This is a genomic window from Sphingobacterium sp. UBA5996, from assembly GCF_002429765.1.
In the GTDB taxonomy this organism is placed as follows: Bacteria; Bacteroidota; Bacteroidia; order Sphingobacteriales; family Sphingobacteriaceae; genus Sphingobacterium.
The window spans coordinates 1-22,958 of sequence record NZ_DJAS01000024.1; the positions used below are offsets into that span (position 1 = coordinate 1).

Sequence of the window (22,958 nt, forward strand, 5' to 3'; positions counted from 1 at the left end):
CTATTTTTAGGGGAGATTACACCTCTAAATTGTAATTGTATTTTATTCCGTCAATGTGGCTCACTAAAAAGTCTATAAAGTGAAAAATACTAGTATGAAGGAGAAATCATTTCAAGAAGATAGTTACAATGAACATTCCAATTGGTATACAAATCTCTTCCCCGAAAAAGAACAGAAGATAGCTTTGTTAAATGGAATAAAGACATATAAAGGAACCATAAACCATTGGTTGCAGAATCAGTTTTTTGAATGTGTCAAACCTATTACAACATATAAGAATGCATCTTGGCTAACCGTAGGTGATGCTTACGGGCACGATGCGAACTATTTAATTGAAAATGGCGTCCAAAACGTAATTGCCTCCGATATAAGCGATGAATTTCTTGCCGTATCTAAAGAGATTGGCATTGTTGAGCAATACTCCGCTGAAAATGCAGAAAATCTCTCCTTTGAAAATAATAGCATAGACTATATTTTATGTAAAGAAACTTATCATCATTTTCCACGACCTTATGCTGCACTTTATGAAATGATCCGAGTAGCAAAAAAGGGAATTGTTATAATCGAGCCACAAGATCCGATCATGAAAATGCCTTTCTTGTTATTTATGAACAATGTTTTAGAAAAGATAAAATATGGTTTAGTAAATAAGATATGGAAAAACCGCTTTTCTTATGAAGCAGTTGGTAATTTTGTTTATAAGGTATCAGAAAGGGAAATGGAAAAATTTGCAGCCGGTATTAATCTACCTATGGTAGCGATCAAAAATTTCAATCCAAATTTCTGGTTCCCCGGAAGTGAAAAAATTCCGGCAGTAAGGTCTGAGAGGAAGTTCAGAAAAATTCTATTCAAAAAAGGACTTAGGGATTTTTATCAAATTTTGGCATAATACCAAGTCAGTCTTTAAGCATTATAATTTTTAAAACCCTTCCCGAAGTTGAATTGCGGGAATCTTTAAAGAATGATGGATACAAATTAATTGAAATACCTAAAAATCCATATTTATAAAGTTAGACAACGAGCGAATACGTCTTGTTATCTAACTTTATTTAATCTCTTCCAAAAGGATTAATAGCCCCTCTATGGAGGGAGTTTAACTCAAACTGTGTCATTGGATAATTACAAAAAATCTAAAAGCCTCTATCAAGTTTGAGCCTATCCCCAATTTTAATGTAAAGTTGGGATATGTTCAAGCCCCAGTTATACACTGACTTTCTCCACTTCTTAGAGATGTGTTTTATTATCAGAAAAATCAGCTTCATAAAAGCATTCTCAGCATTGAATGCACATTTAGAACTCGTTACTTTTCGGATCTGACGGTCCATTCCATCAATAGGATTAGTGGTATAGATTGTCTTACGCACCTGCTCATCATACTAAAATCGTATAGAGGTTGGATTGTCCAGACGCTTTATCTTCCTGAAGGTGACTTCCCAGCTCGCTATCCATCTTCGACTCCAGTAAATACTTAATTAAGGGCGCTAGAACGCCTTCATTGGGGATTAACTCTTTCCGATCACTATGATCTTAAGGGACATGGATATAAGATTCTATATGATGAAGTAGTCCGCTTCAATTTCATTGTCAATTATTATAACACATTAAGGGGTGCGAACCAACTTTTCTCGTCAAACTCAATTTTCACCTATACCAAACAATAGAATTACTCGACAAACTCGAAAAAACATAAAAATATGCCCTTAAAGCCCTTAAAACAAAAAAATAGGGTAAAATAGGTCGTTCATAATGGTCAAACAAGAGTTTGACGAGAATATTTTTTTCGAGTGTATAGAAGGCAGATTTTAGTGAAAAATAATAGTCACTAAACAATAAAAATTATGGAACTATCTAATTCAGAAATTGAACAATTTTTAAAAATTGAAAAGGAAATTATCGGAAGTGCGGATTATTCAAATAGTACAGGTAAAGGAATTTTTGACGAGACTGAACAAACTGGTACAGTCACAATGACAACTTCCTATTCATAAATGATTATTTATTAAAATTTAACATGATGGAGAATGGTTTTTCATGTATACTTATTGAAGATGAAGCATTAGCGATTGAGATGCTACAAGACTATATTAGTCGTAGGAATGATCTAATCCTTATGGGAACTGCTAAAGAGCAATCAGAAATCCAAAGTCTACTGAGAATTTGTTCTCCTACAATAATTTTCCTTGATTTAGTTATACCTTATGGAGATAAAAATGATTTCAATTATTCAAAATTTCCAGAGTCCCCAATTTTTGTTATAATTTCTGCTACACCAATAAGCCACTATAATGGAGAAATTCCCAATGGGGAAATACATGAACTATTGAAGCCGATTTCTTTCGAAGATTTCAATAAATGTATAGACAAAATTTTAAAAAATATTAAGGTAACTAATGTATAGGCTTGTTAAACCTGCAGATTTCTTTATAATTAGAAACCCAAGATTGCCAATTAGCTTTTTCGATAGAGTGAATAATTGCAAGACTGAATTGGAATTTTGGGATTTTATCGTTGAATTTTTCAAAGATCCACAGTTGCTTGATGCAATTGCTATAGCCAGTCAAGACCTTTTCAATCAATTAGAAACATTATTAAACAAACCTTTTACACAGGAAACTAGGAATATATTGCCGTCAATATATAAATACATCAGTAGAATGTCTAACCGTCCTACTCCATTTGGTAAATTTTCATCTATTTCTCTTGGGGATATTTCAAGTTCCAAAACCAAGCTTGTTTTAAACAACAAGTTTCTTTCTAAATACCGCTTGGATTATGCGAGCCAGGAAATCATAAATAAACTTTTATTAAACGATGAAATTACGATTGAGAATATAATCTTTTATCCAAATTCAACGCTCGTCAATAATGGTGACAACTTCTCATACATCGAATATACAGAGCATTTTTCTGATAGAAAATTTAACTGGTCCAGGATTAACTCGAACATTTTAATTAAAACAGTTATTGCCAATGCCAGCAACGGGCAAACAATCAAACAAATAGTAAATTTTATCGGACAGTTTGGGGTAACAGAAGTTCAGGCTAGAAAATTTATATTTGAGCTAATTGAGCATAAAATTCTCATACCAGAAACTGATCCTATTACTACAGTTGATAGCTTAGATCATTTTTTCAATAGAGCCCTTAATATATCTAAGGGAACAAATTTTTATAATAGTATTATTGAACTTTCTGAAATTTTAGCTAACAGTGAGTCAGAGGGAATCAGCTCATCGAAATGTATTATCAAGGAAGCTTTTTCGAGTTTATTTCACAAAGATCCCAAAAATTTGTTCCAAGTGGATTCAATGAGAAAAATGACCGAAGGCAATCTAAATGATATTGAAATTTCAATTATAATACGCGAGATATTCGAATTAATACATTTAAATCATAATAAAAAAGCTGACGACCTACAACTTTTCACAAAGAAATTTTACTCACGATATGGAGATCAGGAAATCCCCTTGATGGAGGCTTTAGATTTTGAACAAGGCATTGGATATGGTACTCAAGCCTCAATTTTAGAAAGAGAACTCCCACTGCTAAATGGACTAACTGGCAGTCAAACAAACAATATCCCCGATTATTCTGAATTTGTTGAATCAATTGTAGAAAAGTATTCTGAAAAGCCAGATTATAGTAAACGTTCAATAGAACTGAAAGAAAAAGACTTTGAGATATTTGGGATGAAGAATAATTCAGAAAAAAACAAGTTACCCCTTGGCTTATATATATTCGGAAACCTATTAGAAACAAAATCTGATATTAAGGATTTCAGATTTCATTTAAAAGGTTGTGGAGGCTCATCGTCGTTACCGTTGCTCACCCGTTTTTCATATCTTGATGAGACACTAAAGACCAAACTTTTAAAGCTTGCACGAGAAGAACAAAACCAATTAAATGAAACTATTCTGGCAGAGATCGTATTTTATCCTAAATCCAATGCCGGAAACATTCTTGCAAGGCCAAGTTTATACGAATATGAAATTCCTATTATTGGTCAAGCTGCCGTTGATAAGGATCATAAAATACCATTAAGTGATATATATTTAAAAATAGTAAACGGAAAGGTAATTTTAAGATCAAATAATCTAAATAAACGCATACTTCCTAGACTCAGCAGCGCGCATAACTTCCATTATGGAATGACTATTTATAGATTTTTATGTGATGTTCAACAACAGGAAAATTCCATTAAAATTTCTTGGGATTGGAATCCAAATACAAAAAAAAATTTCTTTCCCAGAATATGCTATAAGCATGTTATTCTTTCCCGTGCCGAATGGCATATCCCACATATAGAATTTAGGACTTTGAATCTTAGGGATGCTAATGAAAAAATCGAATATTTTATAAAAAAATACCAGCTTCCTACAAAAGTTTTAATCGCCAATGGAGACAACGAAGTTTTAATTGATCTAGGTAACGAAATTGGGAAACAGATCTTTTTAAAAGAATTGAATCATAAGGGTCTAAGGCTAATTGAAAATATTTATGATGAATTTAGTAGCCCGGTTATTAATTCTGACGGCGAAGTATTGTCCAATGAAGTGATTATTCCAATTATTGGAAATTCCATTAGAGGTTCCTCTTCCCTGACTATTCAATCCGAAAGTAATATTAAGCGAACATTTGTTCCGGGAAGCGAATGGCTATATCTCAAAATTTATTGTGGTGAAAGAGAAAGCGATAGGATAATTCAAGAAGAATTGCAACGGATAGTTCAAGGGCTAAAGCAACATGATAAAATTCAAAAATGGTTTTATATGAGATATGCCGATCCAGAACCGCACCTGCGCGTACGATTTCAATTAAATGGAGAATTGGAAAGTACATTTTTAATAGTCTCGAAAAGTATCAACAATATTTTGGAGCCATTAATTAAAAGTCGCCGCATTTCAAAGTTCATGCTTGATACTTATGAACGGGAACTTGAACGTTATGGTTTCTCAAACATTGAAAATTGCGAATCTATATTCCACTTAGAGAGTGAAACGATTACCAAATTATTACCCTATATTAAACGTGAAGGTGAAAGCCTTAGATGGAAGCTGGCATTAGGAATGACGAAGAATCTTCTTTCAGCATTCAATTATACAATTGCTGAACAAATATCATTGCTTAATTTATGGAGAGACAGTTTTCTTAAGGAATTTGACACTGTACCAAAATTAAAGTACAAACTGGATAAAAATTTCCGGGAAAAGAAGGATGAAATCTCTTCATTTATGAAAATAGAAAACACTAATTATTGCTCGATACTCAATGAATATAAGGCCCAAATGACTTTAGTTGCAGAGAAATGCAATAAGAATAAAGATTTTCAAATGATGAACGTAAGAATAATTAGCTCTCTAACACACATGCTTTTGAATAGAATTTTCTTCACCAAACAAAGAGAACAGGAAATGGTAATTTACCATTTCCTTGTTAAGATCTTAAATTGTGAGTTCAAGAGAACTGAATGTTAAAAAGCTATTAACCTCCCGTTAATCCCAAACGTTTAAACAATTCTGCTTTATATTGACCACCAATTGGCACATCGTCCAAACTGCCTCTCATTTTTATTATATTACCTTCAACTTGCTTAGCATAATCTAGATTAATGATGTAAGATTTGTGCACTCGGATAAACTGCTTTGCATTGACCAAGGATTCTTCCATTTCCATTAGTTTTTTCCACACATGGTACGTTTTTTCCAATGTTTCAACCCATACGTAATCCTTATCTGCCTTGATTGAATATACTTCATCGTAAGGTGTAATGATAATATTTGACCTATCTTTAATTATAAGAAAGTTCAGTTCCGGTTTGGTTCCCTTCTCCAGGTTTAAGTACGCCTGGGCTTTTTCTATAGTCTGCAAAAGACGATCTACGCCAAATGGCTTAAGTATATAATCTAAGACATTTAATTGATATCCTTCGATAGCATGTGATGGATCACCAGTAACAAATACAAATAAAGGAGGATTTTTAAGGCTTTTAAGAAAATTAACACCATCCAAATCAGGCATTTGAATATCACAGAATACCAGATTTATTTCGTTTGATCTTAACACTTTCATTGCATCAAATGCATTATTAAATACTCCCACAATTTCTATATCGGGAATTTTCTCTAAATGAGACACGAGTATTTCCTGTGCCAGTTGTTCATCATCAATTACAATACATTTAATCATTTTTCAAGATTTATTACAATTCAATTTCAAGTACGACAGTGTAACTATTCAGATTATCAGATATGTCTAATTTATATCTATCCATATATCGAAGTTCCAGTCTCCTATTAACATTTTTCAATCCAATGCCGCCTTTTGGTGGTTCAATACTGCTTTTATTTACTCCATTAGCAACTACGAATTTCAATACACCGGCATCAATTGTTAATGAAACGTCAATCCATGCATCTGCTCTGCTTCTTTCTGGTCCATGTTTGATAGCATTTTCGATAAAAGGCAATAGCATTAATGGGACTATTCGATAAGGTTCCTTTATCTTTTCTATATTAAAATTCAGATTTATGTCATTACCAAATCTGATCTGGATAAGGTCCAGATAATCATTTAAAAACTGAATTTCTTTTGCGATGAATATTTTATCATCATTGGTCTGATAAAGCAAATACCGTAACATATTAGACAGTTTCATTATGGTATTAGGAGTACTGGGTTCTCCTTTTTCAGCAAGCCTATATATGCTATTTAACGTATTAAATAAAAAATGGGGAGAGATCTGAGATTTAAGAATTTCTAGTTCCATCTTAAGGTTATCTCGTTCCAGATTTGCTTTATCTAATTCAAGATTAGTAGTCTTTAATTCTAAATTTGCTTTCTCAAGTTCGAGTTCTGCTTGGTTCTTTTCTAATAAGAGCATCTTGTTGCCTTGAACAATAAGATGCTTAACCAATTTTGGTGTTAATGGTAGGGATACAAGGGTTAAAAAATCAGGAAATGCACCAGGAAATTTTTTAAGTTGATAAATACCGAAATATCCATCACTGGTAAAGAATTTCACATACTTATAAATGCCACTACCTTCCTTTAATTCAAAGTCAGTAAGAAAGTCACATGCAAAATAAGTAATATTTAACCACCAGATATATGATAGGATTATAAATATTATGAGGGGAAGTACTTTTCTTTTTTCTATCCATTTTGAAATAAGCCAAATACCGGAATAGAACAAGGATGTAGTGACAAAAAGTTCTTTTGCTACTAAAATCCAGATATAGTTCCCTCCTAGCCTTCTATAAGTAAAATAATACGTAAAAAAGACTAACATCCAAAAAATTATATGCACGATCACCCTTACGAAAGGCGTATACCATTTCCCCCAAATAACTTCACTTCTCATGTAATATTGGTTTACTTACTAATATCTTTTTATTCAATATGTAGTCAAAAATTTACTAAATATAATAAAGAAAGATCTTAAAGAAAGATAATCGATACATAACATGACACAAGAATAATTTTCGTAAAAAATAACAACCTCTAAATAAAGGAATTAAAAAAAATATTCAGCTTTTTTGGTAAGCTTAGAGATATCAAATCATTACATTTTAAAATATTGTGGTATTTCAAAAGTTTGTCAAGGTCAAATTGCTGTTCGACGAGAATATTTAACACTAAGGTTTAATAAACATATTTTGATTGGTTATAAATTTTAGTCAGTACTATACCTCCCTGATCAATGACCTCTCTCGATATTTAGGCGTCTTCTAAAGTAGAAAATTCTGCTGTTTTCTTTTTTTTTATAAACATTTCAGGAGTCAAATCCCCTAAAAAGCTGTGGAGTCTGAAGGTGTTGTACTCTTCCATCCAGATTTCAATTTTTTCCTTCGCATCTTCCAATGACAGGAACCAATGCGTATTTAGGCACTCGTCCCGAAAACTTCCAATGAATGACTCAATATACGGATTATCTGTTGGTTTTCCCGGTCTGGAGAAAACCAATTTCACCTGATGCTCATATGCCCATCTATCGACCTCCTTGGAAATAAATTATTCACCTGTGTTTGTTTTTATTTGGTGTTCATGATTGCTCCGCAATTCCGATCCGTTATCCCCTTGGATTTTTCTGGGTATTGCCTGTTGGAATAGTCGGAGCTCTTCCAAAACAGAAACAACGTCATTTCCTTTAAGCCTCTACCCAACCTCAATAGCCATGCATTTACGGCTATAGTTATCCACTATAGTTAAGTAGCGGATTTTCCTGCCATCGAACAGCGCATCAGCGACAAAGTCCATATTCCAGCAGTCATGTAAATTGGAAAAAACCGGTCTCTCGGATCGATGAGCAGCGGCATGGCAGCGTCTAGGCCTTTTCACCAGTAGATCTAAGCCTTCTTCCTTATAAATTCGATAAATCCGTTTTGTATTATCCCGCCGGCCTTCACGTTTCAAAAGAACGACGATTCACTCTATTCCGTAACGGACACGTGATTCAGCAATGCTTTTTATGCGAAGGCGTAATGGACTGTCATCTGATCTATGGTGTTTATAATACCAAACTGACGTGCTCGGCAGAGATATCTCGCACGCTGTGCGTAGGGAAATTCGATAATCAGAAATAAATCCGGTAACCATGCTTCTACGCTGCGAAGGCTTTAAAACTTTTTTTTAATACATCCTGGAGCATCCGTTTGTCCTAAGATCGGCCACGAGCTTTTTCAGCTGTGCATTTTCTTCTTCCAATTGCCGGAGCTTACGCAGCTCCAATACCCCCAGCCACCGTATTTCTTATTCCAGTTGTAGAAGGTAGCTTCCCTGATACCCATTTTTCTGCAGACTTTTTCCACACGGGTACCTGTTGTCTATAACGGAGGTCAACGGGCCATTCAATTCGGCTATAATACCCAATTATTTCGGAAGTCACTGGGCCAAAAAATCTCCTTAATTTCGGAGGTCGTCGGGCCATTTCTCTGTTGAAAACGGAGGTCATTGGGCCACTTTCCTTTAAACTGCCTAAGTTGCTGCTGTATAAACTTATCACAGCAGTATGGCAGGACAACGGAAAGATAAAATGGAACTTAGAACACTTATCCTTCTTAAGGAAAAAGGACTCAGCAACCGTAAGGTTGCCGAAATGATGAACATCAACCGTAAAACGGTAGACAGTTACATGCGACGTTTTAATGGACTGGAACTGGAGTACCGTGAGCTTTTGTCGATGGAAGACGCTAAGCTTCACGATCTTTTTACCGAAGAAGATCAAACTGAAAAAGAACGTTATGAAGCCTTATCTTCGCAGTTCAGTAACATTCAGAAAGAGCTGAAACGTCCAGGTGCCACCCTGCATACTATCTGGCAAAATTACCTGCTAGAGTATCCGAATGGCTACCGTTATACGCAGTTTACAACACATTACAGGCATTGGAAAGGAAAGGTAAAAGCATCAGGAAAGCTCGAGCATAAGGCAGCCCAGAAGCTTTTTGTAGACTTCACTGGCAAGAAAATGCATTATGTGGACCGTGAGACAGGCGAAGCTATCCCCGTGGAGATCTTTGTTGCTGTATATCCATGCAGCCAATATACTTTTGTCAAAGCGGTAGCCAGCCAGAAACGTGAAGACTTTATCGATTGCTTGGATAGCTGTCTAAGATGGTCAGGTGGAGTACCCCAGGCTATAGTCTCTGATAACCTAAAGTCGGCCGTGAGCAAAGGCTCTAAATACGCACCGGAAATCAACAAAACCCTTGCGGACTTTGCTCTTTTTTACGGCTGTGTAGTGGATCCTGCCCGCCCTTACCACCCTCAGGATAAGGCATTGGTAGAGCGCAGTGTTACATTGGTATACCAGCGTATCTTTTATCCTTTGCACAATCAAACCTTCTTTAGTCTGAATGATCTTAATGCTGCAATTGCCGAACAGTTGGTACGTTACAATGATTACCTGTTTTCACACGGAGGTGCTACTAGACGGAGTCAGTTTATTGATCTGGAAAAAAAATATCTGGGTCCGCTGCCTATATCAACATATAATCTGAGGTACTTCAGGCGTGCAAAAGTGCAGAAAATATCCCATATCTACCTAAGTGTGGACAGGAACTATTACAGCGTTCCCCATCGCTATATCGGCCATCATGTAGAAGTTCAGTATAATAAAGAGACAGTGGAGGTCTTCTATAACTTTCAGCGGATAGCTAAACATCAGCGATCGTTCCGGCCAGGATCCTATACTACCCGGGGAGATCACATGCCTTCTTCCCATCAGGTTTACAACGATTGGAATCCGTTATACTTTGAGCAGCAGGCTTCGGCTATCGGTGCCTCTACCCAGGAATATATTCGAAGGCTTATTGCGCAGTACAATTACCCTGAACTGGCATACAAACAAGCACAAGGAATACTCTCATATGCAAATGCATATGGTGCTACACGATTGAATAATGCTTGCAAAAGAGCGCTTTTACATCATTGGGCATCCTATCAAACCATATCCAATATCCTGAAAAATGGACTTGACACACTACAGGAAGAACCTCAGGCAATCTTCAGCATCCCTATGCATGAAAACTTGCGGGATGCATCAATCTATAAATAATACCAAAACATATAAAAGTAATATGAACGAAAACACAACAATCGAAAAGATGCGCAAAATGCGAATGACGACAATGGCTGAACTCTATAGATCCAGCGTGAATGAAAACCTTTATCGTGAGATGAGCGTGGATGACTTTATGGCGACGATAATTGATGCTGAATGGGAAGCCAGGCAGAATAAGAACATTGATAATCTTATTCAAAAAGCCTGTTTCAAGGAAAAGGCAGCAGCTACAGACATTGATTACACACCTTCCAGAGGATTAGATCGCAATATGTTCGAAAGATTGCTTTCACTAGGCTTTATAAATCGTCGGGAGAATGTTATTCTGACAGGGCCTGCTGGGTCAGGAAAAAGCTTCCTCGCTCAGTGTATAGGTGTTAAAGCCTGTCAGATGCTTTTCAAAACACTTTACCTCAACACAGGAAGGTTCTTTGATATGGTGAAAATAGCGCGATTGGACGGTACCTATCATAAGTTGCTCAAAAGAATTGAAAGAGCAGAATTGCTCATACTAGATGACTTTGGTCTTACCCCGATAGATCAGCAGGCAAGAACAGCTTTATTGGATATTATAGAAGATCGCTACAACAGCGCTTCACTGATCATGGCTACACAGATACCTGTAGAAAAATGGCATGGGCTGATTGGCGAAAGCACGATTGCTGATGCTATCCTAGATCGGGTCACTTTCTCTTCACATAGAGTGCTGCTGGAAGGCGAATCTTACAGAAGAAAAAAGAAATTGGAATCATAATCGCAATTGTATATTATTGTAATCGGAAAGTGACCCAATGACTAGCGAAATAATTGGCCCAATATCACCGAAATCACTGGACCAGTATCACCGAAATAGACACCTGTCTCGGACTGTTTGATCGCAAAGGCGATCTGTGCTTCTTTAAACTTTGATTTTTTCATCGTTTTTCCTCCCTTTTAAAATTAGTAATTCAAGTCCGAATTCCCTACTTTTAAATACTCCAGTTTTTTGGGAAGAGGTCAATTCTTTTTGGTTTCATTTTGATTTTTAAAGGTTCAGTTATCGCAGTAAGTATATATTTTATTAAAAACAATCGAAAATATTCTCGACGAACTCAGAGTTGAACTATATCAAAGTAGTTTTTTACTCGATCAAAGATTTACCAAACACAGAGAATGCCTCTAGGTGTAGCATTATTTAGACAATAATCGTTTAAATAATTACTAATCAAACGAATAAAAATATGAGAAATTCATTTAAATTACTTCTTTTATCAGTATTTTTTATTTTTAACGAATCTTGTAAAGAAAATGAAATTGAGCCTCCTATTATAGACCCTCCAATGTATAGTAACCAATATACATGGAAAGAAACTGCAATAAAAAAGGGAAATGAAGATTGGAAAGAACTTCCAAATGGCAATATTCTTCGTCTTTATACTGATTATAAAGTAGATGCAGATACTATGTTTGGAGCTTATGAATATAATGGCATAAATGCAAATATTGAGATAAATACTCCATCTTCAATATACAAAGGATTTATTAAAAAGAAGGATTCACTATTTTTAAAAATACCAAACGATAAAGGACAGGAAAACTCTTATGTTTCCTTGAATTGTGAAATTCTGAATAACTCCGAAATGATTATTCGGAATGGAAAAAGTGATCCTGTGGTAAGTATCAAATACAAAAGATAAAAAGAAACCCGTATGGAAAATACGGGTTTCTTTTATTATAAATTTGTATGATTATTTGTTAACCTACAACAATTTGGTGGATTAGGATTGCCATTGTTCAAATATGCTTGCAAACTCGATCTTTCTTGAGCAGTCATTACAGTATTATCAGATTTATAAACAGTTGGAGCCAATTCTCTATAAACATCTGATCTAGCTATATATGGTAAATAGAAATAGTTAGCATACGACCTATCCAAATCTGATAGCGCAGTTCTATTAACAGGATAAGTCCCCCCTGCATTTAATGTAATCACAGGAAAATTAGCATCTTTAGCGAAATCGGTCATACCATACATCATAATTGAATTTAGATCAACACTACTTCCAAACATAAAATAATTCCCTGTTCGCTTATCAAAATTCGTTTTATAATCATTACCCGTTAACCTACATCTATCAGGATGAACAGTAATGGTATTGTCGCGATTAGGTCTAGTATGCTCGTGGTATAAACCAATAGCATGCATAATTTCGTGTGCCACAACACCCATCGGAACTGAAAAAGGAGGCAAAAAAGGTCCCATTGATTCATCCTGCTGCAGGCTTAACCATTGACCAGCATCTCCCCGACCCTGTGTCGCTGGATTCTTAACGGCATCCCATCTCCCAACAGTCGACCAATTTCCTTCTGCATTCCAAGCACTAGGATTAGTGGAAGTACCATGAAAGAATTCGATGTAGGGATAATAAAATCCCCATTGAGAATCATAAGTCGGCTGGCCTGTTGCATTGTAAAACCTTATATTTGTTGTTGATTCAATGTGTTGAATGGCGGCACTAATGGCTAACCTTGCTCCAGCGCTGACATTGGAATTTACAGTATATCTTACCATAGCCCACATTCTATTTTCATTTGGGTGAACACCAACACTTTTGGTATTGGGATTAGTTTTAAATAATCTACCCGAAGATGCCGGTGACGCGTTTTGATAAGGTTGATCCAAATCTTCTTTGGCAACCGCTTCAAAAGAATTATTCGTTTTTATCAATTCAAATTGACTAGGTGTCAGTAAGATGTCACCTTCTATAAAATAATTCTCACCACGTTTTTCAACCGTTGCCCCAGACTCTAGGGTAATAAATTCACCTTTAGCCTTTTTCGCTATTTCTTGAATATGTTTCGGTTGGTCAGCTATCTTGTCCTTACTGCAAGACAAAAGTAAAGCTATCATCAATAATGATAGAGTTTTCAAATTAAGTGTTTTCCTAATCATAATAGTGTTTATTAAGGTTAAAAAATAATCAGACATTTAATACCTAGATATTTCACCCAGAATTTCATCGAAAACTTCTTAGAAGTTCCAAATTGATAAGCGATTATCAAAATACTTTTACAGAATAATAATATTGAAACATTTACGATCCACAAAATTTTCTCGACCAACTTGATTTTGACCCATATAACCTTAGGAAAATCCTCGACAAAATAATCCACAATAAATACTTTTTGCCATACAAAGTCATTCATAAAAACTAATAAATAATCAAATAATTAATAACTGTAGCATTATGTAGGTTCAAACCGTATAACTGACAATCAAAACATTATAATTATGAGGACGATAATATTATTTTTAACAATCATTTCCATTGGACTATATTCTTGCGACAAAAACGGTAATCTCTTACCTAGTTCAAATAAACTGGAAATACAGAAAGATGGGATTACTTATGTAGATGCAAGACATATAATTCTAACACCTGGAGCACCTAATAGCCCATTTCTAACTTACAATCCCCCACCAACTGATTCGTATCAGCAGTATAAGGAAAACTTCACATTATCTGCCTCTCCATATACAAAAGGTGAAAATCCCAAAGGATTTGATATTACCATCTATTGTCCCGTAAACGGAGGAGTTGTTTTAAACAAGAAATATGAGATAAAGCCAAATCCTGGAAAAGAAAGAATCCAAATTGAAAAGGGAAACAGATATTTTGAAGATTGGGACAATGCATTTATTCGATACTCTGATAATGATAAAATCTATTATTATGGGACAGGTTACATCATGTTCACACATTTTGATGATGGAGGCAACCCAAGCAATGCTAAAGGTTCTGGAATAATAGAATTCACCATCCCAAATGAAAATGGAGGTAGAACATCTTTGAAAGGAACTTTTACGTTATAAATTGTATTTAGATCTTCTCTTAAAAGGTCATCCACCAAAGAGAAGATCTAAAGAGCTAAAATAACACATTAGTACCACTATCTTTATACCAATTAAGGGTACGATAATAGTTTAAATAAAAATCCTCAGATTCTGGAATAAAACAGGTGAACCCAGAAAAAGCCTTAATTGGCTTTCCTAAAAATTGATCTGTAGCGTTCTTATAAATAATCGTTTTCTCCATCTGCTTTTTAATAGGATCAAGCTCCGAAAGAGGAAAATTTACCTCCAGATAATTTACAAAATCAAATGCAGGCACTGGAAAATCCGCTGTGTAATCTAATCTTTGGACATTAACCCTAATTGGTATACCAACCGACTTATTTTTTAAATATAGATCAGCACATAAACTTGAAAGTTTAGAAAGTTCTGCTGTGTTAAGCAATGTAACAGATGCAGATTGCATTTGACCTGTATAAGAACTATAATGTTCAAAATACTGATTTGCAACATTTATTAAATCAGGCTCCTTAGAGGCAAGATAAGGTAATACTTTTCTATAAGGAAAGCCACTTGCTAATACTTCTGTTGGAGATGCAATAATATATTTCGTCTTTTCCTTAAATTCCCAAAGAACTTCTATACTTGCCATGTTGCACGCGTCAAATATAATGTATTCGAATCCTGATGGAATTGAATTTTTCAAATCAATAATATCCATCTGTTTTCCTTGATCTTCTCCAAAGGAACGTGTTTCTATCCGTTTTGAAATAGGTGGTGCCCATGAGGTCGCATGAGACCACAAAATTAAACCATAGCTTTCTGCAGGGAAAAATTCCTTGCTATCATTGATTGCCATATTCAATTGTTGTGGACTACTACTTGAAATGGTATACTTCTTTATCGTATCACTAGCTATTACTTTTAAGTCCTCATCAAATTTCACTCGAAGAAGAATCGCTTCATCATTATTTGAACGGAGATAAACTAAAACGGCAGCGTTTTTAAACGAATTAGCTGCTATTTCCATATCATTAATATTATCAAGCGCGTATTGTCTTAAATTATTGTTAGCTTCCATGACGACAATAATCGTATGATCGTATTTAATTTTTGGAGGTTCAACAGGATCATCTTTTTTACACGAAAAGAAAAGAAACACTAATATTATAGAACTTAGTATAAATCTCATGTTTAATCGCATTAAAAAGGAGCCGATCTAGTTCGACTCCTTAATTTAAATTATTTAGCCTCTTGTTTAATGGAAATTTTACGAAAACCATTGCCATTATGGATTGTAAAATCCAAAGTTCTTAATTCATTCTTTTCATTGCTCCCAATAGAAATCTGAATTCTTTTATTATCTAATTTTTCCATCGAAAACCACTCGCCCTTAATAAGGTAAATATTATCGACACCGGCCGGAGACTTTTTAGTATCCGTTTCTATGGACTTGTCATTTAATAATAATTGTTTCCCATCAATTGTTAGATCCAAGAATTGCCATTCAACATTATTTTTTGATACAAATGTTGAATCAAGTCCTTCCTTCTTTACAATGAAAGGTCCAGAACTAAAATTAGGGGCATCGGCATATCCTACTTTATCGTCACAAGAAATTATTGCTAGAACAAAAGTGACCATGATAAATAAACAGGATAGAATCGAAATGTTTTTCATTTTTTAATATTTATTTATAAATGCAATAGAATTCCCAATCATGGGGAAAGCTACTTGGCGCATCAGCTGTAAAATGCGGTGATGAAAGAACAGTAAGATAATAACCATTTAGATTACCGTTACCGGGGCCCCAGCCATAATTGACGTGAATAAGATCAGATCCATTCGAATATAATCGGTACCCATCAGCGATATATGCATGTCCGTCACCTCTTGGAATTCCTAGAAACGGCTTTTTAGTCCTTGAGCTAATAATGATAATCCCATTTGAATAATTTTTTAGCGTGCTTCTGATATTGGCTTTGTTAGTATTGACGTTCATCAAACCAAAGTTACTGAATAATTTTACTCCATCAGATGTTTTAGCCCCACTACCGGAAGCATCATAATCCATACCGACAGCAGCCCCGATTTGCCTCACAAACTGGCCAGCAATATCTGCTTGACTTGGAAATAAATTTCTGAATGTAAAATCCCGAAATTGAATCAGATCATTATAATTCAGAACTACACCATTAAAGGAACCAACATGCCTAGTTACAGTGAAAGCTTGTGCTACAGCTATAGCTACACATCCGGCAGGATAATTACTTGGTGTATATCTATTGAACGGATCTTGAGATTGGCTCCATTCTACCCGTACCTTAGGAAGAACTTCATCAACTAACGTAACAGGGACATATCCACCGCCACCCCCACCTCCACTACCGTCATCTGGCATTTCCGGTTGATCAATACTAAAAGATTGCGGAGAATTATTATAGTCTACTGCTGACAATATAAATGAAAGTGCTCCCAAGTTTGTATCCGTATTTTGCAGAACATTTTGGAATGAAAAGTCCCCTTCATCAAAAATAGTAAGTACCGGTTCACACTTTGTATTTCTCGATACAATCATACCTCCCTTTTCATCGGAAAAATCAACATAATATAATAATGTATCTCCACTGGAACTACTCTTGGTTTTAGCATAAGATAGACCAGAAGAATTCAGCATATCTGATGTCAGAACCTGTACCTCATTAATCGTCGGTTTACCTTCCGTATTGGATTTTGTACTTGCCTTAGACTTTGCACCTCCAGTATAATATTGAAGTGCAATGCTCTTTGCATCAGCGATTGTTCTAATATTTTGTTTCCAAACTTTTTCTAAATTAGGAGAAACGTTTTCTTTTTGACAAGAAATAAAAAACAATATTCCAGCTATGCCGAATACGTTTAAAAATTTTGGCTTAAAATTCATTAAGAATAAAAAGTGATATAATTACTATTTGAGGTATACCTTGAAATACAAAGTTCCTCCCATTGACAGAGAGGAACTTTGTTCAATTTTATTAAAAAGGTTGCTGAGTAATAATATAAGCATCACCTGGATAAGGTGCATAATTATTGAGATAATCTTGTAATTGCTGTCTTTGGGTCGGAGTAAGCTGGACATTATTTCCATCATACACCACGTCGTCTAACTGTCTATAATTGTCTGTTCTAGCAATGTAAGGAAGATAGAAATAGTTTATAAAAGCTCTATCCGTATTTGATAGAGTTTGATTAATATTTATAGTAGAGCCATCTTTTTTCCAGATACTATTACTGCCATTATTAGAGAACTCTGTTGATCCTGCTAAAGTAATAGAATTAAAATCAAACGATCCAATTGAATAGTAATTGGTAGTAATTTTATCAAAATGATATCTGTTATCCGGGTGAACGTTATTCGTATTAATGTTTACGTAAGTATCACGATCATTTCTCTGTTGTTCATTATACATACCAGCAACATTAACTAAAGCTCTTTTAATAAACGCAACAGTAGAACCCTCAGGTAAATAAATATTTTGTTCTCCTCCCTGAAGACCAATATAAGAAGATCCTTTTTTATTCCCGGTGGCTTTGCTTATATGCACATTAGGATATTTGAAATGATAAACTGGATCTTCGTCTAAATCATAAAGGGAATTATAGAACCTGATATTGGTTTCTGCCTGAATTTGGGATATAGCATCAGTGAGATTTTGTTTTAACTCATAATCAGCCTGTGTAACTAGTGTAAGTCCAACCTTTAACCTGATCATAGACCAGAAACGATTCTGATAAGGATGAACCCCAAAAGCTTTAGTCCCAATTGGAATTGGTTCAAACACACCGCCCTGAGATGGAATATTCTTATCAATGAGTGTAGTTTTAGAATTTTTATGTTCGCTCTCCAAAAATGGATTCCCTGTCTCTTTCCAGTTTATCAACTGCTGATCTGTATAGAGGACAGAATAAGATGCCGCTTTTTTCTCTTGGTCAGAAGTTTGTGAATCTGAGATGTCATTTTTCTGGCAGGAGACGAACAGCAACGCCAATGACATTAACTTTAAATAATTGGTAGTTTTCATTGATTTGATTTGATTAATTATTTGACTTTGTCAGTTGAATTATTATCATTTAAATAGTTCATACCCTTCACTGCTTCCACATATTTATGATATAGTTCTGGAGAAATGTGAAGTTCGCTTGCTTCCTTCTCAGACATATCCAGAACATATACTGAATTCTTTAAGATAATTCGATCTGATAACATCAGATCTGCATTAGACTGCATTTTATAAAGAGTTTCCAAACTGTCCTGCCTTACTTCGGCACGTGACTGTGTTTTCTCCATTTCGATAGATTTAATATCTTTCCTACATCCGATGGTAACAAGTCCCAACAAGAATGCTAAAAACAAATACGTTTTGATTTTTCGTAAACTTTTCATATCAATGATTTTTGTTAAGTGTCGTTAGGAATTCACCTTTAATCGTTAGCAACTTTTTGTTTTCCGATACAATGGGTGAAGGAATTATAAGTTCCAGTATGCCTCTAACTTCCATTTTGTCCATATCAATAGATTTAATGACCATTTTCCCTGTTCCAAAGCAATTATTATTTAAATCACCATTTGCCGAAATAATAGAATATGCTTTTTGTTTATCTCTATACTTTATCTCATAATTGACAGGCATAAGGTAATCTTCACCAGGAATAGCCTCAAATAGATATTCCTTGTTTACCTGTAACTCAGTATCCAAAGGGCAATAGATCTCTAAATTGTAATACTTAGCCGCCACATCCGAATTTGCATTCTCCAGTTTAGGGAAAGTTTGAAAGATTAAATATTTATAATTTTCACGGTCATTTAGGTAATAGTAACCAAACCAAGGAAAACGTGCAGCTCCTGGCGGCGAAAAGATTGGCGTTTTATCCATATATCGAACACCGTTAACTTCACATTTGAATGTTGAAGAACTCAATTCCTCTTGTTGTTTCTCTTTTTTACATGCGATAGTCAATAAACTCATCAACACCAATATAGATTTAAAAAACATATTGTATAGTCTCATTTTTAATAAGTTAATTCGGGTAATTCTCTTTATAAACAACCGTAAATGGCGTTTTTTGAATAATCTGTTCCTGATAATTTAGCAACATCAACCTATAAACCAGCACTTGGTTATTCGGAAATGCTTTTATCCTTTCGAGTTCTTCGGGAGGTAAAATATCTTTGATATATCCATTAGGTGACCAAAGGATACCTCTTTGACTTCCTTCATCGTTGACAATTACGGCTGCTAATGGATTCCACCTAGCATTAGCATACTCTCCAGTTGCATTCCTTCTAATAATTGCCATTGTGGCATTATTATACGTCACCTTGATTCCTGTTGAAGTAAAAACTTCCCCTTTATTATTTACTATCCAACTGTTAAACAGAAGATTCCACACATCATAACCGGTAATTCGAACAAAAACAGGAGCGCTCTCATTTCCATTTGCATCCCTCACTTTTAAATAGATGGTGGTATTATCATTATCTTCCGTAGTACCAAGTTTAACTTCTGGAGACTGCGAATCAAACCATTCTATAGGGCCATCTTCATTCTTAACACCCCATTGATAAACAACAATATTTTTATTCTCCATGATAAAATCGGCATACCCCGGCTCTGTATCAATACAGTTTGCTTTTATTGTATAAAAACCAGGTTTTCGAACCACATCCGCTAGCACAAAGCGAGGGGTTCCAACAGCAACTCGAGTGGTAAGTTGTGTACCATTCACATTAGCGGTAATATCAATTATTCCCTTGCCTGTAACCGTAAGAACACCAGACGAATTAATAGTAGCAATACTTGAATTTGAGGTACTCCATGTAATGCTTGCAGTCCCAGGATTAATTACAGAATATTGAGATCCTGTTTTTCCCAATCTCGGTCCTGCAATTGAATATCTTAACTGGGCTAATAACCATCTTGCTTCTTCCATTCCAAAGTCAATATGACCATTGGAAACCATATCATTATAAAAAACATTCCCACCAAACGGGGTATTTGTACTTACTGGTTTATTAGTAAACATTGCTGCAGTTAGGGGTTGAGTGCCAAATCCCACAGCGAGAGCACTAGAAGCTGGAAGGAAGGGAATATTAGGTGCAATTTTCACATCATATCCATACTTTAATAGAATCGGAGTTATCGCAGAACCGGAACCTTGTCCCAAATTTGCTTGGTTGTTAATTGAATATACTGAACTTGGATAGGTATCAAAAAGTAATCCGCTTGGCATATTTCTTTGAAAAGAGAAAATTGTCCGGGTAATTGGTACAGTCCAAAGAAATTTTTTAACGTATTTAATCTGAAAATCAGAAATTTTAGTACCGACAGATATACCGGGAAGCATTTGCATTTTAACTTGTAAAGTTGTTTTACCGGGAAGAATTGTCAATAAACCAGCCCATATATCTTGCAATAAAACCCCAAGGACAATCCCATTGAGTCCAGGAGTGAAGTCTAGCAAGGGAGAATTAGCATTTACATTCGCATCAACAAAATATGGATTTATGGAATTACTCACATAACTACCATTAACAATAGAAAGCATTCTAAAAGATCCATTAGCATCTCCATTTGGAAAACCAAGTGACGCCAATTCTTGTTGCCAATTATTATGGTCAGTATTATTTAAATTTCCTCCAAAGTCAATATAGTTTACTAACATTTGTCGCGCAGCATTGCTATGCATAACACGTTTCACCATTTGTATATAGTCGTTCGCGTCAAGTTGGTTTGTAATTGCATTTATGATTGATTTATTATCTAAGAACGAATTGATGGCATATACACCATAAAGAACTCCCAAAGGGACATTTGCTCCAAGATGTGGTGCATCATGGCTAACATATATAGAGGTCTTATGAGCAATATTAGCTAGCTCCATTTTTTTCAGGGCGTACCGTGCAATTAGCCCACCCATACTTTGTCCCATAACAATATTAGGTTCGGAGCTATTATTCTGTTGTTTTTGTTGATTAACCCAAAGTATTACCTCCTTAAGTGTATTTGCATTGGCTTGAATGTATTCATCACTATTTACAAAATCAACATAAACTATATCATATTCATCTAGAATACGATCACCTTCATAAGTGCGTTTAAGTACTTTCATAAAACTTTCAACGCTTACGACCCCTTTACCCTTCAATTTGGTATCTGGGTCCTTTTCTACTAAAACACTAAGAACACGGGGATCAAATCCTTCCACGACAATAAGTGGTTTCTTTATTATATTATTAACTCGACAAATTGTGTACACTTCCGCCGATGTACTTACTCCATTATATGCGGCACCAACTTTTGTAGTGGCATAAGAATATGTTGAACCAATACCAAATGCGCTAGCCGCAGCTGTTGGTAAAAGTACCTGGATATTAGAATGTGATAGCAATTGATTTCCACCTGTGAGTGTAACTCTCATTTTCACCTCTTTTCTACCCGATGATGGATAATTCGCAGTTAGGCTTCCTCCTAAAGTAATTTGCCTATAACCTCCACCATCACCTGGATCAATCTCAATCTTTGAATAGGATAAATTTGAAAACCACACATTTGAATTCAGTTTATATGTAAGAGATTCAGCATTAAAAATACTATCATGTGGAGCAAAACCCAAAGCATATCCACTGGAATAAGGATTTTGCCAAACACCATTTTTAACATTATCGGAAACCTTACCATTTGCATAATTTATCAATTGATCATTTTTTGCATTTGCCTTTATAAAGGAATAGCGGTATGCAGCGGCACTTAACGAAACGGTAGTATTTGTTCCAGCGTTACCTTGATTTAACATGATAGTTTCAACATCTCCAAATGGAGCGGAAGAAACTGAAGCTGATTTTATAGTACGAAGGAACATTTCATAAGTTGGCCTATCTATAAAATTATCCTTATTTAAAAGAGTACCTGAATACTTATCCAAATCAACAAGTTCGAATGAAAAGTCTCTTAATAGTCCGTCTGGTACTTTAGTTTTATCTAGAGTAGAAAACATATTATTGAGGAAGTTCCTCATATCGGTATTTTCTTCAACTCCTTGAGCAAAAATTGAAGAAACGTTGAAAATCAACGTAAGCAAAAAAGCTAGGATTTTGGTCAAATTTCTTTTCATGTAGTTTTGTATTTGGCTAAACTTCTGAAAAGCTATATCATATTTTCCAAAAAAATAAATTATCTCGACCAATTCAATTTTGACCCATACGAAACACTCGATCTACACGATATCATTTTTTAGCACATACATATTTATTAAATTATTAAAAAGGTTAAAAACTCAATTATACATTATATAATAAAAAAAGCCACCATTAAATAAACTAATGGCGGCTCATTATAATACCTAACTATGAAAGACGATTTATTTTATTGTTTCCCGTATTCAGTCAACTTAGCTAGTTTGATAGAAATTGGAAACGAGTATGTTTATGCTTTAATGTCGTATAGCGGATTTGTAAATAAATTCTGTTTACCTTTTTGATATTGCTTGTATATTACTTTATTGTGTTTTGGTGTAAAAACACGTATGACA

At 34.9% G+C, this 22,958-nt stretch carries 19 protein-coding genes and 2 pseudogenes; 8 read left to right on the forward strand and 13 right to left on the reverse strand.

What is annotated here, in order from left to right:
* The first annotated feature begins 94 nt into the window (after positions 1-94).
* Complete coding sequence (locus B3E00_RS18430) at positions 95-889, forward strand: class I SAM-dependent methyltransferase (protein ID WP_293939633.1); 795 nt, start codon at positions 95-97, stop codon at positions 887-889.
* Positions 890-1,130: 241 nt separating this feature from the next.
* Here B3E00_RS18430 and B3E00_RS22260 read toward each other — a convergent pair.
* Positions 1,131-1,376, reverse strand: a pseudogene (locus B3E00_RS22260) (transposase); the annotation flags it as partial.
* A 462-nt stretch (positions 1,377-1,838) separates the two neighbouring features.
* Here B3E00_RS22260 and B3E00_RS18435 point away from each other — a divergent pair.
* The 3 genes from B3E00_RS18435 to B3E00_RS18445 are packed head-to-tail and all read left to right on the forward strand — an operon-like array spanning position 1,839 to position 5,474.
* The gene (locus B3E00_RS18435) at positions 1,839-1,988 is read left to right on the forward strand and encodes a hypothetical protein (protein ID WP_293939635.1); all 150 of its coding nucleotides are present in this window, start codon (positions 1,839-1,841) and stop codon (positions 1,986-1,988) included.
* A gap of 23 nt (positions 1,989-2,011) precedes the next feature.
* Positions 2,012-2,398 (forward strand): hypothetical protein, encoded by a 387-nt coding sequence (locus B3E00_RS18440; RefSeq protein WP_293939636.1) that lies wholly within the window; start codon positions 2,012-2,014, stop codon positions 2,396-2,398.
* A complete protein-coding gene (locus B3E00_RS18445; protein WP_293939638.1) occupies positions 2,391-5,474 on the forward strand; it encodes a lantibiotic dehydratase in 3,084 nt (1,027 codons plus the stop codon). Before B3E00_RS18440 ends, B3E00_RS18445 begins: the two co-directional genes overlap by 8 nt.
* 7 nt (positions 5,475-5,481) lie before the next feature.
* Here B3E00_RS18445 and B3E00_RS18450 read toward each other — a convergent pair whose 3' ends face one another.
* The 3 genes and pseudogenes from B3E00_RS18450 to B3E00_RS18460 form a co-directional block, all read right to left on the reverse strand.
* The gene (locus B3E00_RS18450) at positions 5,482-6,186 is read right to left on the reverse strand and encodes a LytR/AlgR family response regulator transcription factor (protein ID WP_293939640.1); all 705 of its coding nucleotides are present in this window, start codon (positions 6,184-6,186) and stop codon (positions 5,482-5,484) included.
* A 13-nt stretch (positions 6,187-6,199) separates the two neighbouring features.
* Positions 6,200-7,360, reverse strand: coding sequence for a sensor histidine kinase (locus B3E00_RS18455; RefSeq protein ID WP_293939642.1), 1,161 nt, complete (start codon positions 7,358-7,360; stop codon positions 6,200-6,202).
* A 356-nt stretch (positions 7,361-7,716) separates the two neighbouring features.
* Positions 7,717-8,819, reverse strand: a pseudogene (locus B3E00_RS18460) (IS3 family transposase); the annotation flags it as partial.
* A gap of 188 nt (positions 8,820-9,007) precedes the next feature.
* On the opposite strand from B3E00_RS18460, the gene istA reads away from it, so the two are divergent.
* Together istA and istB are read left to right on the forward strand one after the other, a co-directional pair.
* Positions 9,008-10,552, forward strand: a complete 1,545-nt coding sequence (gene istA / locus B3E00_RS18470; RefSeq protein ID WP_293939644.1) for an IS21 family transposase — start codon at positions 9,008-9,010, stop codon at positions 10,550-10,552.
* Positions 10,553-10,574: 22 nt separating this feature from the next.
* Positions 10,575-11,312, forward strand: a complete 738-nt coding sequence (istB, locus tag B3E00_RS18475) for an IS21-like element helper ATPase IstB (RefSeq protein ID WP_293939646.1) — start codon at positions 10,575-10,577, stop codon at positions 11,310-11,312.
* Positions 11,313-11,353: 41 nt separating this feature from the next.
* Here the strand turns inward: istB and B3E00_RS18480 are convergent, their stop codons facing one another.
* Positions 11,354-11,476 (reverse strand): hypothetical protein, encoded by a 123-nt coding sequence (locus B3E00_RS18480; protein WP_293882348.1) that lies wholly within the window; start codon positions 11,474-11,476, stop codon positions 11,354-11,356.
* Between the two features lie 302 nt (positions 11,477-11,778).
* On the opposite strand from B3E00_RS18480, the gene B3E00_RS18485 reads away from it, so the two are divergent.
* A complete protein-coding gene (locus B3E00_RS18485; protein WP_293882346.1) occupies positions 11,779-12,234 on the forward strand; it encodes a hypothetical protein in 456 nt (151 codons plus the stop codon).
* A 35-nt stretch (positions 12,235-12,269) separates the two neighbouring features.
* Here the strand turns inward: B3E00_RS18485 and B3E00_RS18490 are convergent, their stop codons facing one another.
* Positions 12,270-13,490 (reverse strand): M12 family metallopeptidase, encoded by a 1,221-nt coding sequence (locus tag B3E00_RS18490; RefSeq protein WP_293882344.1) that lies wholly within the window; start codon positions 13,488-13,490, stop codon positions 12,270-12,272.
* A 339-nt stretch (positions 13,491-13,829) separates the two neighbouring features.
* Between B3E00_RS18490 and B3E00_RS18495 the strand changes: the two genes are divergently transcribed.
* A complete protein-coding gene (locus B3E00_RS18495; protein ID WP_293939648.1) occupies positions 13,830-14,411 on the forward strand; it encodes a hypothetical protein in 582 nt (193 codons plus the stop codon).
* A gap of 55 nt (positions 14,412-14,466) precedes the next feature.
* Here the strand turns inward: B3E00_RS18495 and B3E00_RS18500 are convergent, their stop codons facing one another.
* The 7 genes from B3E00_RS18500 to B3E00_RS18530 all read right to left on the reverse strand — a co-directional run bounded on the left by B3E00_RS18500 (position 14,467) and on the right by B3E00_RS18530 (position 22,541).
* Positions 14,467-15,582: a clostripain-related cysteine peptidase gene (locus B3E00_RS18500; protein WP_293882340.1), complete on the reverse strand. Its 1,116-nt coding sequence runs from the start codon at positions 15,580-15,582 to the stop codon at positions 14,467-14,469.
* Between the two features lie 50 nt (positions 15,583-15,632).
* Positions 15,633-16,070, reverse strand: a complete 438-nt coding sequence (locus tag B3E00_RS18505; protein WP_293882338.1) for a hypothetical protein — start codon at positions 16,068-16,070, stop codon at positions 15,633-15,635.
* Positions 16,071-16,080: 10 nt separating this feature from the next.
* Positions 16,081-17,313 carry a C10 family peptidase gene (locus tag B3E00_RS18510; RefSeq protein WP_293882336.1) on the reverse strand — a complete coding sequence of 411 codons (1,233 nt, stop codon included), beginning with the start codon at positions 17,311-17,313 and terminating at the stop codon, positions 16,081-16,083.
* Between the two features lie 91 nt (positions 17,314-17,404).
* Positions 17,405-18,451: a M12 family metallopeptidase gene (locus B3E00_RS18515; protein WP_293882334.1), complete on the reverse strand. Its 1,047-nt coding sequence runs from the start codon at positions 18,449-18,451 to the stop codon at positions 17,405-17,407.
* 17 nt (positions 18,452-18,468) lie between these two features.
* Positions 18,469-18,813: a hypothetical protein gene (locus tag B3E00_RS18520; RefSeq protein ID WP_293882332.1), complete on the reverse strand. Its 345-nt coding sequence runs from the start codon at positions 18,811-18,813 to the stop codon at positions 18,469-18,471.
* Between the two features lies 1 nt (position 18,814).
* Positions 18,815-19,438, reverse strand: a complete 624-nt coding sequence (locus B3E00_RS18525) for a hypothetical protein (RefSeq protein WP_293882330.1) — start codon at positions 19,436-19,438, stop codon at positions 18,815-18,817.
* Positions 19,439-19,448: 10 nt separating this feature from the next.
* Positions 19,449-22,541, reverse strand: coding sequence for a hypothetical protein (locus B3E00_RS18530; protein WP_293939649.1), 3,093 nt, complete (start codon positions 22,539-22,541; stop codon positions 19,449-19,451).
* Between the last annotated feature and the right edge of the window lie 417 nt (positions 22,542-22,958).

Coding starts and splice junctions, on each gene's coding strand:
- B3E00_RS18430 (WP_293939633.1), top strand. CDS start 95: ATGAAGGAGAAATCATTTCAAGAAGATAGTTACAATGAACATTCCAAT.
- B3E00_RS18435 (WP_293939635.1), top strand. CDS start 1,839: ATGGAACTATCTAATTCAGAAATTGAACAATTTTTAAAAATTGAAAAG.
- B3E00_RS18440 (WP_293939636.1), top strand. CDS start 2,012: ATGATGGAGAATGGTTTTTCATGTATACTTATTGAAGATGAAGCATTA.
- B3E00_RS18445 (WP_293939638.1), top strand. CDS start 2,391: ATGTATAGGCTTGTTAAACCTGCAGATTTCTTTATAATTAGAAACCCA.
- B3E00_RS18450 (WP_293939640.1), bottom strand. CDS start 6,186: ATGATTAAATGTATTGTAATTGATGATGAACAACTGGCACAGGAAATA.
- B3E00_RS18455 (WP_293939642.1), bottom strand. CDS start 7,360: ATGAGAAGTGAAGTTATTTGGGGGAAATGGTATACGCCTTTCGTAAGG.
- istA (WP_293939644.1), top strand. CDS start 9,008: ATGGCAGGACAACGGAAAGATAAAATGGAACTTAGAACACTTATCCTT.
- istB (WP_293939646.1), top strand. CDS start 10,575: ATGAACGAAAACACAACAATCGAAAAGATGCGCAAAATGCGAATGACG.
- B3E00_RS18480 (WP_293882348.1), bottom strand. CDS start 11,476: ATGAAAAAATCAAAGTTTAAAGAAGCACAGATCGCCTTTGCGATCAAA.
- B3E00_RS18485 (WP_293882346.1), top strand. CDS start 11,779: ATGAGAAATTCATTTAAATTACTTCTTTTATCAGTATTTTTTATTTTT.
- B3E00_RS18490 (WP_293882344.1), bottom strand. CDS start 13,490: ATGATTAGGAAAACACTTAATTTGAAAACTCTATCATTATTGATGATA.
- B3E00_RS18495 (WP_293939648.1), top strand. CDS start 13,830: ATGAGGACGATAATATTATTTTTAACAATCATTTCCATTGGACTATAT.
- B3E00_RS18500 (WP_293882340.1), bottom strand. CDS start 15,582: ATGAGATTTATACTAAGTTCTATAATATTAGTGTTTCTTTTCTTTTCG.
- B3E00_RS18505 (WP_293882338.1), bottom strand. CDS start 16,070: ATGAAAAACATTTCGATTCTATCCTGTTTATTTATCATGGTCACTTTT.
- B3E00_RS18510 (WP_293882336.1), bottom strand. CDS start 17,313: ATGAATTTTAAGCCAAAATTTTTAAACGTATTCGGCATAGCTGGAATA.
- B3E00_RS18515 (WP_293882334.1), bottom strand. CDS start 18,451: ATGAAAACTACCAATTATTTAAAGTTAATGTCATTGGCGTTGCTGTTC.
- B3E00_RS18520 (WP_293882332.1), bottom strand. CDS start 18,813: ATGAAAAGTTTACGAAAAATCAAAACGTATTTGTTTTTAGCATTCTTG.
- B3E00_RS18525 (WP_293882330.1), bottom strand. CDS start 19,438: ATGAGACTATACAATATGTTTTTTAAATCTATATTGGTGTTGATGAGT.
- B3E00_RS18530 (WP_293939649.1), bottom strand. CDS start 22,541: ATGAAAAGAAATTTGACCAAAATCCTAGCTTTTTTGCTTACGTTGATT.